Origin of the sequence: Streptomyces muensis (assembly GCF_021474425.1) — a bacterium.
Classification (GTDB): Bacteria; Actinomycetota; Actinomycetes; order Streptomycetales; family Streptomycetaceae; genus Streptomyces; species Streptomyces muensis.
The window spans coordinates 59,668-75,793 of sequence record NZ_JAKEIP010000008.1; the positions used below are offsets into that span (position 1 = coordinate 59,668).

The 16,126-nt window shown below is 70.0% G+C and carries 13 protein-coding genes; 8 read left to right on the forward strand and 5 right to left on the reverse strand.

Annotation, left to right across the window (positions count from 1 at the left end; genetic code table 11):
- Positions 1-59: 59 nt before the first annotated feature.
- The 4 genes from L0P92_RS04085 to L0P92_RS04100 all read left to right on the forward strand — a co-directional run bounded on the left by L0P92_RS04085 (position 60) and on the right by L0P92_RS04100 (position 5,752).
- Positions 60-1,391, forward strand: coding sequence for an ABC transporter substrate-binding protein (locus tag L0P92_RS04085; protein WP_234761075.1), 1,332 nt, complete (start codon positions 60-62; stop codon positions 1,389-1,391).
- A 2-nt stretch (positions 1,392-1,393) separates the two neighbouring features.
- A complete protein-coding gene (locus L0P92_RS04090) occupies positions 1,394-2,317 on the forward strand; it encodes a carbohydrate ABC transporter permease (protein WP_234761076.1) in 924 nt (307 codons plus the stop codon).
- Positions 2,314-3,144: a carbohydrate ABC transporter permease gene (locus L0P92_RS04095; RefSeq protein ID WP_234761077.1), complete on the forward strand. Its 831-nt coding sequence runs from the start codon at positions 2,314-2,316 to the stop codon at positions 3,142-3,144. The genes L0P92_RS04090 and L0P92_RS04095 overlap by 4 nt, the downstream gene beginning before the upstream one ends.
- Positions 3,145-3,280: 136 nt before the next feature.
- Positions 3,281-5,752 carry a CBM35 domain-containing protein gene (locus L0P92_RS04100; RefSeq protein ID WP_234761078.1) on the forward strand — a complete coding sequence of 824 codons (2,472 nt, stop codon included), beginning with the start codon at positions 3,281-3,283 and terminating at the stop codon, positions 5,750-5,752.
- A 67-nt stretch (positions 5,753-5,819) separates the two neighbouring features.
- Here the strand turns inward: L0P92_RS04100 and L0P92_RS04105 are convergent, their stop codons facing one another.
- Both L0P92_RS04105 and L0P92_RS04110 read right to left on the reverse strand, forming a co-directional pair.
- A complete protein-coding gene (locus L0P92_RS04105) occupies positions 5,820-7,589 on the reverse strand; it encodes an ABC transporter ATP-binding protein (protein WP_234761079.1) in 1,770 nt (589 codons plus the stop codon).
- Between the two features lie 138 nt (positions 7,590-7,727).
- Positions 7,728-8,585, reverse strand: a complete 858-nt coding sequence (locus tag L0P92_RS04110; protein WP_234761081.1) for an aldo/keto reductase — start codon at positions 8,583-8,585, stop codon at positions 7,728-7,730.
- A 269-nt stretch (positions 8,586-8,854) separates the two neighbouring features.
- Between L0P92_RS04110 and L0P92_RS04115 the strand changes: the two genes are divergently transcribed.
- Positions 8,855-9,739, forward strand: coding sequence for a Gfo/Idh/MocA family protein (locus L0P92_RS04115; protein ID WP_234761082.1), 885 nt, complete (start codon positions 8,855-8,857; stop codon positions 9,737-9,739).
- A 139-nt stretch (positions 9,740-9,878) separates the two neighbouring features.
- On the opposite strand, the gene L0P92_RS04120 is transcribed toward L0P92_RS04115, so the two are convergent.
- Complete coding sequence (locus tag L0P92_RS04120) at positions 9,879-10,211, reverse strand: hypothetical protein (RefSeq protein WP_234761083.1); 333 nt, start codon at positions 10,209-10,211, stop codon at positions 9,879-9,881.
- An 87-nt stretch (positions 10,212-10,298) separates the two neighbouring features.
- Entirely contained in the window at positions 10,299-11,195 is an 897-nt protein-coding gene (locus tag L0P92_RS04125; protein ID WP_234761084.1) for a GNAT family N-acetyltransferase, read from the reverse strand.
- Positions 11,196-11,689: 494 nt separating this feature from the next.
- On the opposite strand from L0P92_RS04125, the gene L0P92_RS04130 reads away from it, so the two are divergent.
- A complete protein-coding gene (locus L0P92_RS04130; RefSeq protein WP_234761085.1) occupies positions 11,690-12,901 on the forward strand; it encodes a beta-1,3-glucanase family protein in 1,212 nt (403 codons plus the stop codon).
- A 237-nt stretch (positions 12,902-13,138) separates the two neighbouring features.
- Complete coding sequence (locus L0P92_RS04135) at positions 13,139-13,345, forward strand: hypothetical protein (RefSeq protein ID WP_217207053.1); 207 nt, start codon at positions 13,139-13,141, stop codon at positions 13,343-13,345.
- 29 nt (positions 13,346-13,374) lie between these two features.
- Here L0P92_RS04135 and L0P92_RS04140 read toward each other — a convergent pair whose 3' ends face one another.
- The gene (locus L0P92_RS04140) at positions 13,375-14,559 is read right to left on the reverse strand and encodes a sulfite oxidase (RefSeq protein WP_234761086.1); all 1,185 of its coding nucleotides are present in this window, start codon (positions 14,557-14,559) and stop codon (positions 13,375-13,377) included.
- A gap of 157 nt (positions 14,560-14,716) precedes the next feature.
- Here L0P92_RS04140 and sthA point away from each other — a divergent pair, with 157 nt between their 5' ends.
- Entirely contained in the window at positions 14,717-16,120 is a 1,404-nt protein-coding gene (gene sthA / locus L0P92_RS04145) for a Si-specific NAD(P)(+) transhydrogenase (RefSeq protein ID WP_234761087.1), read from the forward strand.
- Positions 16,121-16,126: the final 6 nt, after the last annotated feature.

Consider the following 16,126-nt stretch of genomic DNA (forward strand, 5'->3'; position numbering starts at 1 on the left):
CACGAGCACCGCTGTTCTGATTCCTGCTTCCTGAACCACCCGTTCGCGAAAGGCAAGTGATGAAGACAAGAGCTCTCCCCGCCCTGGCGCTGATATGTGCCCTCGGCCTCGCCGCCACCGCGTGCAGCGATCCCACGGCCGGCGCTTCCGGTGACTCGGGCACGGACGGGAAGCGGACGGCCGTCGACCCGACGGCCCGTCTGGACGGCGTGAAGCTGACGATGTGGACCGCGCAGAACACGGTCGACGCGCCCAAGCAGGTCATCGACGCCTTCGAGAAGGCGACCGGCGCGCAGGTGGAGACCCAGGCGATCCCGGACCTGTACGAGCAGAACGTGCCGACCAAGCTGGCCTCCGGCGACCGCCCGGACCTGATGTTCTGGCAGCCGTCCATCTCCACGCTGCCGTTCGTCCAGCCGCAGCAGAACCTCCTCACCCTGGACGGCGAGCCGTGGGAGGCCAGGCTCGGCGACACCGAGAAGTCGCTCGGCGTGATCGACGGCAAGCGGTACGCGGCGATCGTCACCAGCCCCGCCATGCTCGGCGTCTACTACAACAAGGACGTCTTCAAGCAGGCCGGGCTCGGCGAGAAGGACTTCCCGAAGTCGTACGACGAGCTGCTCGCCCTCGGCCACAAGGTCGTCGACAAGACGGACGCGGCCGCCTTCTACGAGGCCGGCGGCGACAAGTGGCCGCTGCAGTGGCAGATGCAGGTCCAGCTCACCGACCTCGACAAGCAGTGGTGGGCGGACCTGAACGAGAACAAGAAGAAGTGGACCGACCCGGTCGTCGTCGGCGCGATCAAGAAGTACAAGGAGAAGCTGCTCGACGCCGGGCTCGCCCAGAAGAACTACCGGACCGGCACCTTCACCGGACAGGCCGACGCGCTGTGGAAGGGCGAGGCCGGCATGGTCCTCAATGTCACGTCCTTCCAGAGCCAGTTGCAGGCCAAGTACTCCACGGCGGAGATCGACAGGAAGATCGGCTGGTTCCCGATCGCCAACTCCGCCGCCACCGGCATGTACTCGCCCGACCAGACCAACGGTGTGGTCGCCTTCAGGACCGGCGACGACAAGCGGCAGAACGCGGCCCGGCAGTTCCTCGCCTTCTGGCTCGGCCCGGACTACGCCGACTACATCAAGGCGATGAAGATCCCGTCCGTACAGCCGTCCGTGCCCACCCCCGAGGGTCTGCCGCAGACCTCCAAGGCCCAGGTCGCGGCCCTGCCCACCGCCATCGGCGTCTTCCAGGCCAAGGCGATCGTCGCCCCGGACACCCACCTGTACCTCGCCGACATGATCTTCGACAAGAAGAACCCGACGCAGGTCGCCCAGGCCATCCAGGACCAGTTCGCGCAGGTGGCCAAGGCCCAGGGCGCGCCCGGGTTCTAGCCATGGCCGACACCGTCGTACGTACGCGGAAGCAGCCGTCCGCGCAAGGCGAGTCCAGGGGCGTGGGACGGCTGCCGCGCGCCGCCGTGCACCACCCCTGGTGGTTCGCGCTTCCAGCGATCGTCGTCTTCGCGGGCTTCTTCCTGGTGCCCAACCTGCTCAACTTCTACTACCCGTTCACCGACTGGTCCTCGTACCACGCGGACATCGCCTTCACCGGCCTCGACAACTTCAGAACCATCGCCGAGGACGGCTCGCTGCTCCGCGCGATCCGGACGACCCTGCTGTACGCCCTGCTGGCGGCGCTGTTCCAGAACGGCTTCGGGCTGGGGCTCGCGCTGCTGCTGGAGGCCGACAGCCGCTTCAACCGGTTCTTCCGCGCGGTGTTCTTCCTGCCGGTCCTGATCTCGGCGCTCGCCACCGGTTACGTCTTCCAGGCGCTGCTCGACCAGGACGGAGCCGTCAACTCCGTGCTGGGGACGGACGTTCCGTGGCTGGGCTCGACGACCTGGACCCTCGTCGTCGTCACCCTCATCCACGGCTGGAAGTGGATGGGCCTGTCCATGCTGATCTATCTGGCCGGGCTCAAGGGCATCCCCGGCGACATGCTGGAAGCTGCGCGGATGGACGGCGCCGGGCCGTGGCGGACCTTCTGGTCGGTGCGCTGGCCGATGCTCGCGCCGGCCGTCACCTTCAACGTCACCACCGCGCTGATCGGCTCGATGAACACCTTCGACATCGTGCAGGCCACGACCGGCGGCGGTCCGGCGGCCTCGACCGAGGTCTTCAACATCTACATGTTCCGGATCTTCGGTCAGGGCCTGTACGCCCAGGCCTCCGCGATGAGCCTGGTGCTCTTCCTGGTCGTGGTCGCGGTGGCGATTCCCCTGGTCGTCGGGTTGCGACGAAGGGAGCAGCTGCTGTGAACCCGTCCGTCGCCTGGCGGTACGGCCGCCCAGCCCTGGTCCTGCTGCTCGCCGGCCTGGCCGTCGGCGTACCGCTGTGGCTGGTCGTCGTCACCTCCGCGAAGCCGCAGGCGGAGGCCATCAAGCCCAACCTGGACCTGCCGCGGCACTGGCAGCCCGCCGACAACTACGCCGACGCCGTGAGCCAGGGCGAGATGCTGCGCGGCTTCTTCAACTCCCTGCTGGTGGTGCTGCCTTCGGTCGTCCTCGTCCTGCTCCTCGGGGCGGGCGCCGCCTGGGTCTTCGCGCGCCGCAAGTCCAGGCTGGTGTCGGCGGCGTACGCGCTGTGCATCAGCGGACTGCTGCTGCCTCCCGCGGTCATCACCATCGTGATGGAACTGCGCCAGCTGGGCCTGTCGAACACCCGGCCCGGCATGATCGCCGTCTACACCGGCATGTACCTGTCGACGTCGATCTTCTTCATGACCGGCTTCATCCGTGCCATCCCGCTGGAGCTGGAGGAGGCGGCCCGGATGGACGGGGCGACACCGTCGCGGATCTTCTGGCGAATCGTCCTGCCGCTGCTGCGCCCGGTGATCGCCACCGCGACGATCATGGTGATGCTCTACGCGTGGAGCGACGTCTTCTACGCCTTCTTCGTCCTCGGCGGCGGCGAGCGGGCCACCCTCCCGCTGAACCTCTACCAGGTCGCCAGCGCCCAGCTCTACCTCAACAACTGGCATCTCGTCTTCGCGTACGTCGTGGTGATGAGCCTGCCCATGGTCGCCGTGTTCCTCGTCGGCCAGCGAAAGATCGTGTCCGGAATCACCAGTGGAGCCGTCAAGTGACCGGAGGTCCAGCAGAGTGATCACCCCCGCCCGCACACGAACCCGTACCAGATTGCTCACCGGACGCCGTACGGGATCCCGTACCGGCTTCCGTGCCAGAACCGCCCTGATATCAGCCGCACTTGGAGCAGCCACCATGGCAGCCACTCTCCCCGCCGCGGGCCCCGCGGCCGCTGCCGACCCGCAGCGCCTCACCGTCGACCTGTCCGCCTCCGAGGGGCCGGTGATGCTCGGCGCCAACGGCGCGCTGTACGGGCTCAGCGACGACGGGGTGCCCAGCGACGCCGCGCTGGAACCCCTGAAGGTCACCAGCGTCTCGCAGAAGCCGGAGGGCGGCGCCCAGCACCCCAACGGCGACGCGCTCACCGTCTCGAAGTCGTTCTTCCGCAACGGCGGCGGCGAGATCAACGTGATGATGCAGGACATCTACGCCAAGTGGCCGTACGAGGATCTCGGCATCGACGACTACCTCCCCAAGGTCGACAAGATCGCCAAGGAGGTGGCGGCGGACCCGAACAGCGAGCGGTTCGTCTACATCCCGTTCAACGAGCCGGACCAGATCTGGTACAAGCTCGGCGTCGCCGACCAGGCCCAGTACGAGGCCAACCGGGACCGGTTCTTCAAGGACTGGAAGACGGTGTACCAGCGCATCCGCGCGATCGACCCGGACGCGAGGATCGCGGGTCCGAACGAAGCCGCCTACCACACCCGCCTGTTGAAGGACTTCCTCGCCTTCGCCAAGCGGGAGAACGTCCTGCCGCAGGTGATGACCTGGCACGAGCTGGGGTCCGGCTCGTTGCGCGACTTCCAGGCGCACTACGACGACTACCGCAAGCTCGAACGCGAGGCGGGCATCGCGCCGCTGAAGATCAACATCGACGAGTACGCCAACCGCCGCGACCTCTCCGTCCCGGGCCAGCTCGTGCAGTGGGTCTCGATGTTCGAGCGGAACAAGGTGTACGCGAACATGGCGTACTGGGACGCGGCCGGCAACCTCAGCGGCCATGTCGTGCGCTCCAACATCCCCAACGGCGGCTGGTGGTTGTTCCGCTGGTACGCCGGGATGACCGGTGACACCGTCAAGGTGACCCCGGCGCAGCCGAACACCATCGACACCCTCCAGGGCCTGGCCTCCCTGGACACCGGCCGCCGTCAGGCGCAGGTGCTGCTCGGCGGTGCGGCGGGCGACTCCGACGTCGTCGTGCGCAACGTGCCCCGTTCCGTCTTCGGCCGTACGGTCACCGCGACCGTCGCCGAGGCCGCCTGGTCCGGCTACGAGGGGCAGCACGCGACGCCGCGGGTCCTCGCCCGTACGAAGGTGAAGGTGGCCGACGACGGTTCGGTGACCGTCCCGCTGCGCGGCATGCGCAAGATGTCCGCGTACCGGATCGTCCTGACCCCCGGCGGCACGGGCACCCCCTCCCCCGCCGCCGTGCCCTGGTCGGCGTCGTACGAGGCCGAGGCGGCCGCCGTCACCGACGGCAAGGTCTACACGCAGGGCACGGTCGAGAACGCCAACGGCTACGCGGCCTCCGGCACCAAGGACGTCGGCTCGCTCAACCAGGCCACCAGCAAGGTCGACTTCACGGTCACGGTGCCCACGGACGGGACGTACGACCTGGCGATCCTGTACGGCAACCAGTCCGGCGGCCCGGCCACGCAGAAGCTGTCGGTCGACGGCGACGAGACGGCCACGGTCACCTATCCCTCCACGGAGAACTGGACCTACCGCGCCAAGAAGGACGTCACGGTGCGGCTGTCCGCAGGCACCCATGTCCTCACGCTCGCGAAGGGTGACGCCGAGGTCACCCTCGACCGCATCGACCTGACCGCCCGCGAGGGAGCGCCCTCGGCGTCGTACGAGGCCACGCTGGCGGACATCAGCGGGCGGCCGTCGTACGACTACTCCTCCTCGGCGGGAGTGGGCACCGGCGCCCTGGTGCTGCGCTCCGGCGACAAGGCGGTCTTCGACGTGTACGCCCCGCGCGACGGCTACTTCACGGTGGTGCCGGAGGCGACGGCGGCGGTGAAGCTCGCCCTGCACGGCGAGACGGTGACGGCGGCGCCGGGCCGGCCGCTGCGGCTCTACCTCGTGGCGGGGAACAACCGGGTCGCGGTGACCGCCCCGCACTCCGCCGTCCGGTCGCTGGAGGTCTCGGGCAGCGGATCGAGCTCCGGCGCCCTCTCCTACGAGGGCAGGGCGGCCGTCCTCAAGGGCGGGGCCGAGCTGGTCCAATCCGTGCACGCCTCCGCCGGTTCCTACATCGGCAAGCTCGGCAACAGCCCCGACAGCACGGCCGAGTTCACGGTGCGCGCACCCAGCTCGGGCCGCTACCTGCTGGTCGTCCACTACGCGCACAACGACCGGCGGGACAACGGCCACGCCTACAACACGGACATCATGTCCCGTACGGCGGACATCACCGTGGGGAGCGCGGCGCCGGTGAAGGCCACCTTCAAGAACACCTGGAGCTCGGACGACTACTGGACGCTGGGCGTCCCGGTCGACCTGAGTAAGGGTTCCAACAAGGTGACCTTCGGCAACGCGACCGGCTGGGCGCCCGACATCGACCGGATCGAGCTGGGCCGGGTGATCGACCGGGGGTAGCCGGGCGGGGTCGTGGCCGACGGTTCCACCTGTTCCGCCTTCCGGTGGAGCAGGTGGAACCCGCACGTCAGGCGACCTGCCCGCTGTGCAGTGCCGTGTACGCCCCGTTCCGGCGCAGGAGTTCCTCGTGGGTGCCGATCTCCTGGATACGGCCGTCTCCCATCACCACGATGCGGTCCGCGCCGCGCACGGTGGACAGCCGGTGCGCCACCACGAAGGTCGTACGGCCGTGCAGGAGACGGGCGAGGGCCTGCTGGACCAGCGCCTCCGACCGGGTGTCCAGGGCCGAGGTCGCCTCGTCGAGGATCAGCACCCTCGGGTCCCGGATCAGGGCCCGTGCGATGGCCAGACGCTGCCGCTGTCCGCCGGACAGCCGTGCCCCGCGCTCGCCGACCACGGTGTCGAGGCCCTGCGGCAGCCGGTCGACGAACTCCAGCGCGTTGGCGTCGCGCAGCGCCGCGCGCACCGTCTCCTCGTCGGCGTCGTCCATGCCGTAGGCGACGTTCTCGCGGACGGTGCCGTCGAAGAGGATCGACTCCTGCGGCACGACCGAGACGAAACGGCGGTAGGTGCGCAGGTCGAGGGTGTTCATGTCGGTGCCGTCGAGTTCCAGCCGTCCCGAGGTCGGACGGATGAAGCCGATGACGAGGTTCAGCACGGTGGACTTGCCCGCACCGGACGCGCCGACGAGGGCGATGGTCTCCCCCGGTGTGACCGAGAGACTGAAGTCCCGTACGGCGGGGCGGCCGTTGTCCTCGTAGGCGAACCTGACGTTGTCGAAGGTCACCGCGCCACGCAGCGAGGTCAGTTCGGCCTTGCCCGCGTAGTCCTCCAGCTCGGGGGCCTGGAGCACCTCGCCGACGGAGCGCACGGACTCCAGGCCCTTGGTGATGACCGGGGCCAGGCCCGCCAACGTTGTCGTGGAGTTGGTGAGGGTGGTCAGGAAGGCGCTCAGCATGACGACGTCACCGGCGGTCACACCCCAGACGCCGTAGTACGAGATCAGCGCGGCGCCGGCGAGGACGAGCACGCCGACGACGTTCAGCACGACCCAGGCGAGCGAGCCGAAGCGGCCGTTGACCAGGTCGAGGCGCATGCCGGAGGTCAGCAGCCGGTGCAGGGTGCCGTCCATGCGGCGCAGCGCCTTGCCCTCCAGGCCGTGGGCGCGGGTGACCGGGATGAGGCGGGTCATCTCCGTCACCCGGGAGGACAGGGTCTCGACCTCGTGGCGGAAGTGCTCGTTGTGGGTGCGCAGTCGGGCCCGGAGGCGGGCGACGACGAGCGCGGCGGCGGGCACGACGACGAGGAAGACCGGCAGGAACTCCGGTGTGCGGATCCCGATGATGACGAGGCCGCCGATGAGCACGGTGCCCGCGCCGAGCCCCGTCTCCGCGGTCTGCTGCACCATCTGCTCGACGGTCTCCACGTCACGCACGACCTTGGCCTGGAGCACACCGGCGCTCACGCGCGAGTGGTAGCCGATGGAGAGCTGCTGCATACGGGTGCACAGCGCGGAGCGCAGGCCGGTGCCCATCCGGCGCACGCTGCCGTACAGCAGGCGGACGTACAGCACGTGCAGGGGGTAGTTGACGAGCAGGATGAACATGATCACGCCGGTGCTCAGCCACAGTCTGCTGATCGGCTGGTGCTGGACGACCGTGTCGATGATGGACGCGGTGATCAGCGGCAGCAGCCAGATCGGGCTGTGCTTGACGGTGAAGACGCCGACCGCTCCGGCGATGCGGTAGCGGTCGGCGCGGAAGAGGTAGGCGAGGGTGCGGACGGGGTGTTCACCGCGGTAGCGGTGGTCGAGCGGCCTCTCGTGTGACGACGCCATCGGCGTTGTCCTTCCCAGGGTTCCGGATGAGTTGCAGACACCTGCACGGCAAGCGCATGGCAAAGCCAGTGGCAAGCGCTTTCCTATCCCGTCCCGAGAGGGAGTACAAGCGCATTCCCGAACGGCCCCCGGGGTCGTTCAGACGGCGTCCAGCTCCGCGAGTTCCTCGGCGGTGAGCACGAGTTCGGTCGCGGCGAGCGAGTCCAGGATCGTCTCCGGGCGGCTCGATCCGGGGATCGGGACGACGACCGGCGACTTGGCGAGCATCCAGGCCAGGCACACCCGCTGCGGGCTCACCCCGTGGGCCTCGGCGACCCGCGCGAACGGGGCGTAGGCGGAGCCCAGTTCACGGGCCCGGGAGATGCCGCCGAGCGGGCTCCAGGGCAGGAACGCGACACCGAGTTCGTCGCACAGGCGCAGCTCCGGCTCGCTGGAGCGGAACGCCGGGGAGAACTGGTTCTGCACGGAGACCAGCCGGCCGCCGAGGATGTCGTTCGCCTGGCGGATCTGCTCCGGGTTCGCGTTGGAGATTCCGGCCATCCGGATCTTGCCCTCGTCGAGCAGGTCGCGTACGGCGCCGACCGACTCGGCGTACGGCACCTTCGGGTCGGGGCGGTGGAACTGATACAGCCCGATGGCCTCGACGCCGAGCCGGCGCAGGGACTCCTCGCAGGCCTCCTTCAGGTGCCGGGGGCTGCCGTCGAGCGTCCAGGTTCCGTCGCCGGGGCGGAGATGGCCGCCCTTCGTGGCGACGAGGACGTCCTTGCCCAGGTCGTGGGAGGCGAGGGCCTTGGCGATCAGGGTCTCGTTGTGACCGACCTCGGCGGCGTCCCGGTGATAGGCGTCCGCGGTGTCGATCAGGGTCACGCCGGCGTCGAGCGCGGCGTGGATGGTGGCGAGGGAGCGTGCCTCGTCCGGGCGTCCCTCGATGGACATGGGCATCGCGCCCAGCCCGATGGCGCTGACCTCGACGTCCCCGATGCGGCGGGTGTGCATGGGCTCGTGACCCCTCTTCTCGGCTGTCGTGTTCTCGGCTGTGGTGCGGGAACCGGAGCGACACCAGCCTGGCCGTCCCGTGGCACAAGGTCCAATAGAAGAAAGAGAACGCATTCAGCGACGGCGCCGCTGAATCTCAGTTGTTGAATCTCTGTTGCCGAGATCGGCCGCCCGACTGCTTGCGCGGCCTCCTGGTCGGTGTGACACGCTCGCCCTCGACCGACGGACTGAACAGGGTTCGACTGTTCGGCACAGTGAGAGGCGGCAGCATGCGCATCGGACTGCTCGGCACCGGCCCATGGGCTCAGATGGCCCACGCTCCCGCCCTGAGCCGGCACGGCGAACTGGACTTCGTGGGGGTGTGGGGCCGTCGAGCCGCCCCGACCAAGGAGTTGGCCGACAGCTACGGCGTCCGCGCCTACGACGACGTCGACATGCTGCTCGCCGACGTGGACGCGGTGGCCGTGGCCCTGCCGCCTGCCGTTCAGGCCGACCTGGCGGTGCGGGCCGCGCGGGCGGGCCGCCATCTGCTGCTCGACAAGCCGCTCGCGCCGACGGTGGAACAGGCGCGGGCGGTCGCCGAGGCCGTCGAGGAGGCCGGGGTGGCCTCGGTCGTCTTCTTCACCACCCGTTTCCAGCCGGAGGCCGAGGCGTGGATCACCGAACAGGCCGCGGTGGGAGGCTGGTTCACGGGGCGGGCGGAATGGCTCGGCGCGGTGTTCAGCGGGGACGGCAGCCCGTTCGCCACGCCGTGGCGGCGGGAGAAGGGCGCCCTGTGGGACGTGGGTCCGCACGCCCTGTCGGTGCTGCTGCCGATCCTGGGTGACGCGAAGCGCGTGACGGCGGCCGCGCCCGGCCCCGGTGACACCGTCCACCTGGTTCTCGACCACGCCGGCGGCGCGTCGAGCACCCTCACGCTGAGCCTCACGGCACCGCCCGCCGCGGAGGGTGCGGCGGCGGAGCTGCGGGGCTCGGCCGGCGTGACCCGGCTGCCGGAGAGCACCGAAAGCGCGGTGTCCGCCCTGATCCGGGCCGCGGACGCCCTGCTGGCGGCCTCCCGTACGGGGCGGCCGCATGCGTGCGACGCGGCGTTCGGACTGCGGGTCACCGAGATTCTGGCGACGGCCGAGGCGCTGTTGGACGGAGAAGCCTGAGGGGGCCGCTGGTCGGGGGGACGGGGCTGGAGCCTGCGGCTGCTGGTGATTGAGGCCGCCCGGCACCTCGTTGCCGGGCTCGCCCAGCGCACCGAACGACTCGCCCTGGGCGACGCCCTCGCGGAAACTGCTGTGAGCCCTATACCTGGTCCTCGAACGGCTCCTCACTCCACCGGAACCAGGCCCGCTCCCCCTCGATGTGCAACAGGAACTCTGCTACGGGTCCGTCCGGCGAGGACAATGAGACCTGTCTTCGGATCTCCTCGTAGACCGCTTCCCACGCCTCCACGTCGTCCTCGAAGTCCCCCTCCAGCAGGGCCAGTTCACGGGCGAACAGATCGCCGACCGCCTCGTACCCCGGACCGGGTGCGAAGCGGCCCGACAGCCATGGGAAGTCGGCCTCGTCGATCAGGATCTCCCCCACGGGCACGCCGCCGCCGCGCACCTGCCAGACCTCGCCCTCGAACCCCATGGCCAACTCCCTCGCCCCCGCCGATCACACCGCCGACCAGCATGCCACCCCCCACTGACAACGGCCCGACCACGCCGACCACGCCGGCTACGCCGACTTCGGCGCACGGAAGTTGATGCGCTCGCTGACGACGGGGAAGCCCGCCTTGGCGAAGTTCGCGGCCATGGGGAAGTTCCCCTGGTCCGTCGCGCCGCTGACAAACTCCGCGCCCTGCGCGGCGAGGAAGTGGGTGCACTCCGTGAGGAGGTCGTAGGCGTAGCCGTGGCCACGCTGTTCCGGGACGACTCCGATGAAGCCGATGGTCGGGCCGGAGGGATTGTGGGCCGGGATGTGGATGCCGGCCAGTTCGCCGTCCGGCGTGTGCGCGACCTGCCACCACTCCCGTGGGGAGGGGCACCAGTGGAAGAAGTCCAGTTCCTCCTGGGCCGCCTGGTCGAGGCCGCCCTGCTCGATGGCCTGCAGCGCGTGGGCGTCCAGGGTGGCGGAGTGGATGCGGCGCAGCGCGTCGAAGAAGACCGCGTCGTCGGGTTCGGGGCTGAAGCGCAGGCGTCCGGGGCGCTCGGGCAGGCCGAGTTCCGGGGTCCAGCGGTAGAGGAAGCGTTCCACCAGGAGTTCGTGGCCGGCCGCGCGGGCGGCGTTGAAGCGGGCGTCGGCGGCGGCCTTCAGACCGGGCTCGTCCCGCCAGCCGCCGGGCAGGTTGATCTCGAGTTCGACCTGCCAGGGTGCGGAGCGCAGGAGTTCGGCGCCGGCCGCCTCCTCGCCCTCGGCCACGTCGAACCAGTTGATGTTGACGGGCTCCGAGTCGTCGGGCCCGCCCCACCAGGCGCCGCGGGCGACGACCGTGCCGTCGCGCAGGGCGACCCGCTTCCACTCGGGGCGGAACCGGGTCCGCCGGTGGCCCTCGCGGGCACCGAGCGGGTCGGGGTGTGCGTCGAAGAGATGGGCGTCGCTCGCGCAGAGCGTACGGATGACCAGATCGGTCACGGATTCCTCCGGGATGAGGGCTGTTCGGAGCGCTCCCGGTCAGATCTGACGCGACACGCCGGGGCAACGGAAAGAGGAGCGCTGGACTCGGTTGAACCGCACGGCACTCGCCTCCTTCCGTCCGTCTCAGGGCGTGGAGCCACACCGTACGCGATCTTCATCAGAGCCGTCCACGGGTTTTCGCACGTCCTGAGCCAGCTCCTCGTGGCTGCTTGGAGAGCGCTCTCAGAGGTCAGCGCGACTTAAGTGGGCCTTAGGAAGGGGTTAAGCCGTCACGGGCACGCCGTGGTCCTTCAAGTTCACGCAGCTGAAAGGAGTTTGGACTTGATGCAGACCCATTGGCCCCTGCGGAGTTGGTGCGTACCATCAGGGCCCATCGGTGGCTGTGACGCTCGTTTCGAGAGCGCTCTCAGAACGAGGGCCGGCGTTACCGCCGCTACCCAGCACTCCCCCCACACCCAACCCCCACACACGAGTACTCGGGAGACCCCCACATGACTTCCCGCCACCATCGCCACCTCGGTCGACGCAGGCTTCTCCTCGCCCTCGGCGGCACGGCGGTGGCCGTTCCCGCCGTCGCCGCCGTGGGCCCGTACGCCCTCGCGGGCACGTCCGAGGACGGTGACACCCGTGCCGCGGCGGCCGCCGCGCTGCCGCTGACGATCGTCAACGAGAGCGGTTCCTTCGGCAACGCGAACGTCCACGTCTACATCGTCGGAAACCAGGACGGCCGCCAGGTACGCGTCACACCCGACGGCACCCTCGCGCCGATCGCGCTGTCGGACAACGGACCCGACGGCTTCACGGACTACGCGATCAGCCTGGCCGGCAGTGGCGAGACCCGGCTGTCGCTGCCGCAGATGTCCGGCCGGATCTATGTGTCGCTCGGCGAGAAGCTCAAGTTCAAGGCCGTCACGGACGGCAACGGCAACGCCGCGCTCCAGTACCCGGCCGGCTGGGTGACCTCGGACCCCAACTACCCGGTGCTGCACGACTGCGCCGAGTTCACGTACAACGCCGCCGGAATGTTCTGCAACACCACCATGGTCGACATGTTCAGCGTGCCGCTGAGCATCCGGCTGACCGGCGCCAAGGACCAGACGGCGGGCCGGCTGCGGGCCGGTGGACGCGCGGCCGCGTTCGCGGCGGTCCGCCAGGTCGCGGAGTTCGCCCGGCTCGTCGTGGACGACACGCGCGTGATCGCCCCGGGGCACGGCCTGGACGCGGGACTGTTCGCCAAGGACTACTTCGCGCCGTACATCGACGAGGTGTGGAGCACTTACACCGGACGGGACCTGACCGTCACCACCAACGCCGGGAAGTTCACCGGGCGGGTGCGCGGTGACCGGTTCACCTTCGACGGGCCCGCGCAGGTGTCCTTCGCCAAGCCGTCGACCCGGGACGTGCTGTTCTGCGACGGCAATCTCGCCGCCCCCAACGACGGCACGACCGGCCCGGTCGCCGCGATCCTCGGCGCCGGCTTCAACCGCTCGACGCTGCTCAGCCATCCTGCCCAGCCGACCACCGACGCCGCGACCTTCTACCGGACCGGCCTGACCAACCACTACGCCAAGGCGATGCACGCGGCCACCGAGGACGGCAAGGCGTACGGCTTCGCCTTCGACGACGTGGCCGATTTCGCCTCGTACATCCAGGACACGGCCCCGACGGGGATCCGGCTGACGCTCACGCCGTTCGAGAGCTGACCCGAGTCCCGTCGCGGCCCGTCGGGTCCGACGGGTCGCGCGGGTGCCCGGTCCTCGGAGCCGGGCGGTTTCGCTCCGGTGTCGGAGAGGTACTCCGGGTGTCCAGGGGCCGGCAGGGGTGCGGCGGGGTTTCGGCGCCTCCGGATGCAGGGTCCGCTCCGGCGTTGAATGGTGTTAACAGACCCGATGACCGCACCGGGCCCGAAGGAAGACTCCCGGATCCGAGGAGCAGAGATGATGCCGACGTCCCAGCCCGAAGCGTCCGGGCCGTCCGGGGAGCGCGTGACCCCGGACGACCTGCTCCACGCCCGCACCGGCACCGAAGTGTCGCCCGAGGACATAGTGCTTGCCTCAGGCAAGGATCTCACCCCCCGCAATTTGGAATGGGCCAAGCGCAAGCTGGCCGACGAGGGTCCCTCCGCCCTCGACAAGCTGCTGCCCTAGGTCGGACACGACCTGGCCTCAGCCCGGCTTCACCGTCCGGAATCCGCACGAGTCCACCCCGGGTGCGCGTCGGCACCCGGGGCGGCCGTTCGCGTGTCCGCACACAGCACCGGCACGCGCTGTACGAGGTTGTTGGCGAAGCCCCCGCGGTTCCAGGGCGGCTCCAGAGGCTGCGTACGGCCCTCGGCGTCGGTGGCCCGGGCGCTCAGGACGTACTCGCCGGGCAGTGCCGTCCAGCCGTACCGCCACCGGCGCCACGCCCACCGGTGCCCGCCGTCCGGCTCGAGACCGGCCTCCCGCCAGCCCCTCCCCGCGTCGGTGCTGACCTCGACGCGCGCCACCGGAGCCCGCCCGGACCAGGCACGTCCCTCCAGGGTCACCGGACCGGGCGGGACCACGCGGGCCCGGGACATGAAGTCGGGGAAGCCCGGCGGGACGAGCAGGGCGCGAGGCGCGATGCGGGTGACCGGCTCGCCCTCGTCCTCGGGATCCCGGCGCAGCCGGTACGCCACGGCCTGCTGGAACCCCCGGAACGGCTCGTCGGCGACGGTGATCTCGCGCAGCCACTTCACGTGCGCCATGCCGTACCAGCCGGGCACGACCAGCCGTAGCGGCCGGCCGTGCTGAGGGGGCAGCGGGGCACCGTTCATCGCGTACGCCACCAGCACCTCGGGGTCGTCGCCCGTGGCCACGTCCACGGGAAGCGCGCGCTGGTAGTCCTGCTCGACGCCGCGCTCGACGCCGTGGTCGGCGCCGGTGAAGACCACGTCGACCGCGTCCGCCCCGACACCGGCCTCGGCGAGCAGCAGCCGTAGCGGTACGCCCGTCCACTCGGCGGTGCCGACCGCCTCGAGAAGCCAGGGCTGGCTGACCGGCCGGGGCGCCAGAAAGGCCCGGCCGTTGCCCGCGCACTCCAGTGTGACCCGGGTGGTGACCTGCGGGAACGCCCGGAGGTCGGAGAGGTCGAGGCGCAGCGGGCGGTGGACGTGGCCGCCGAGGGTCAGGTGCCAGGGGGTGTCGTCGGGGACGTACGGGATGTCGTAGTGGGTCAGGACGTAGTGCAGCCCGGGCGGGGTGAGGTCGTAGCGCAGGGCTTCGAGCGGCAGGCCGTGGTTGCGGGTCGCGAGCGCCAGTTCGTCCCGGCCGATGCCCTCGTCGGGGGCGGCCAGCCGGGCCGGTGCGCTCGTGTCGGCGAGTCGATGCCGAGGCCCCATACCGGCATTATCGACCCATATGCACAGGACCGCTCCAGTTCGTCGAGGCCCGCCCGGCGCGCGGTACAACTTCCGCTCTCCCTGCGGCACTTCACCCGGGCAGTGGTTTCCTGCTCACCCTTTCGAAAGAGGGCGCACGGCTGTCAGACTCCTGAGGGTGCCCGACTTCGACATGCTCGTCATCGGATCCGGTCCGGGTGGCCAGAAGGCCGCCATCGCCGCGGCCAAGCTGGGCCGCCGGGTCGCCGTCGTCGACCGCCCCGACATGGTGGGCGGCGTCTCCATCCACACCGGGACCATCCCCTCGAAGACCCTGCGCGAGGCGGTGCTGTACCTGACCGGCCTCACCCAGCGCGATCTGTACGGTCAGAGCTACCGGCTCAAGGACGACATCACCGTCGCCGACCTGACGGCCCGCACCCAGCACGTGGTCGGCCGCGAGGTGGACGTCATCCGCAGCCAGCTCTCCCGCAACCACGTCAACCTGTACGCCGGGACCGGCCGCTTCGTCGATCCGCACACGGTCGCGTTGCGCGAGGTCACCGGCCATGAACGGCTGCTGACCGCCGAGCACGTCGTCATCGCCACCGGCACCCGGCCCGCACGGCCCGGCAGTGTGGAGTTCGACGGGCGGACGATCATGGACTCGGACAACGTCCTGGCGCTGGAGCGGGTGCCGCGCTCCATGGTCATCGTCGGCGCCGGGGTCATCGGCATGGAGTACGCCTCGATGTTCGCCGCACTCGGGAGCAAGATCACCGTGGTGGAGCGGCGCGCCGGGATGCTCGACATGTGCGACGTCGAGGTGATCGAGTCGCTCAAGTACCACCTGCGGGACCTCGCCGTGACGTTCCGCTTCGGGGAGACCGTCGCCGCCGTGGAGCGGCATCCGCGGGGCACGCTGACCATCCTGGAGAGCGGCAAGAAGATCCCCGCCGACGCGGTGATGTACTCGGCGGGCCGGCAGGGGCTCACCGACGAGCTGGACCTGGACAAGGCCGGGCTCACGGCGGACGCGCGCGGGCGGATCACGGTCGACGAGCACTACCGCACCGAGGTGCCGCACATCTACGCCGTCGGCGACGTCATCGGCTTCCCCGCGCTGGCCGCGACGTCGATGGAGCAGGGGCGGGCGGCGGCGTATCACGCCTTCGGGGAGCCCGTCGGCCGGATGCACAGGCTCCAGCCGATCGGCATCTACACCATCCCGGAGATCAGTTTCGTGGGCCGGACCGAGGACCAGCTGACCGAGGACCGGGTGCCGTTCGAGGTGGGCATCTCCCGCTATCGCGAACTGGCCCGCGGACAGATCATCGGTGACTCGCACGGCATGCTGAAGCTGCTGGTCTCGCCGGAGGACCGCACGCTGCTCGGGGTGCACTGCTTCGGGACGGGGGCGACGGAGCTCATCCACATCGGGCAGTCGGTGATGGGGTGCGGCGGAACGGTCGACTATCTCGTCGACGCGGTGTTCAACTACCCGACGCTGGCGGAGTCGTACAAGGTCGCGGCCCTGGACGCCACGAACAGACTCCGTCAGATCGACCGGCTCGCCGACTGAGGGGGC

Coding starts and splice junctions, on each gene's coding strand:
- L0P92_RS04085 (WP_234761075.1), top strand. CDS start 60: ATGAAGACAAGAGCTCTCCCCGCCCTGGCGCTGATATGTGCCCTCGGC.
- L0P92_RS04090 (WP_234761076.1), top strand. CDS start 1,394: ATGGCCGACACCGTCGTACGTACGCGGAAGCAGCCGTCCGCGCAAGGC.
- L0P92_RS04100 (WP_234761078.1), top strand. CDS start 3,281: ATGGCAGCCACTCTCCCCGCCGCGGGCCCCGCGGCCGCTGCCGACCCG.
- L0P92_RS04105 (WP_234761079.1), bottom strand. CDS start 7,589: ATGGCGTCGTCACACGAGAGGCCGCTCGACCACCGCTACCGCGGTGAA.
- L0P92_RS04110 (WP_234761081.1), bottom strand. CDS start 8,585: ATGCACACCCGCCGCATCGGGGACGTCGAGGTCAGCGCCATCGGGCTG.
- L0P92_RS04115 (WP_234761082.1), top strand. CDS start 8,855: ATGCGCATCGGACTGCTCGGCACCGGCCCATGGGCTCAGATGGCCCAC.
- L0P92_RS04120 (WP_234761083.1), bottom strand. CDS start 10,211: ATGGGGTTCGAGGGCGAGGTCTGGCAGGTGCGCGGCGGCGGCGTGCCC.
- L0P92_RS04130 (WP_234761085.1), top strand. CDS start 11,690: ATGACTTCCCGCCACCATCGCCACCTCGGTCGACGCAGGCTTCTCCTC.
- L0P92_RS04135 (WP_217207053.1), top strand. CDS start 13,139: ATGCCGACGTCCCAGCCCGAAGCGTCCGGGCCGTCCGGGGAGCGCGTG.
- L0P92_RS04140 (WP_234761086.1), bottom strand. CDS start 14,559: ATGGGGCCTCGGCATCGACTCGCCGACACGAGCGCACCGGCCCGGCTG.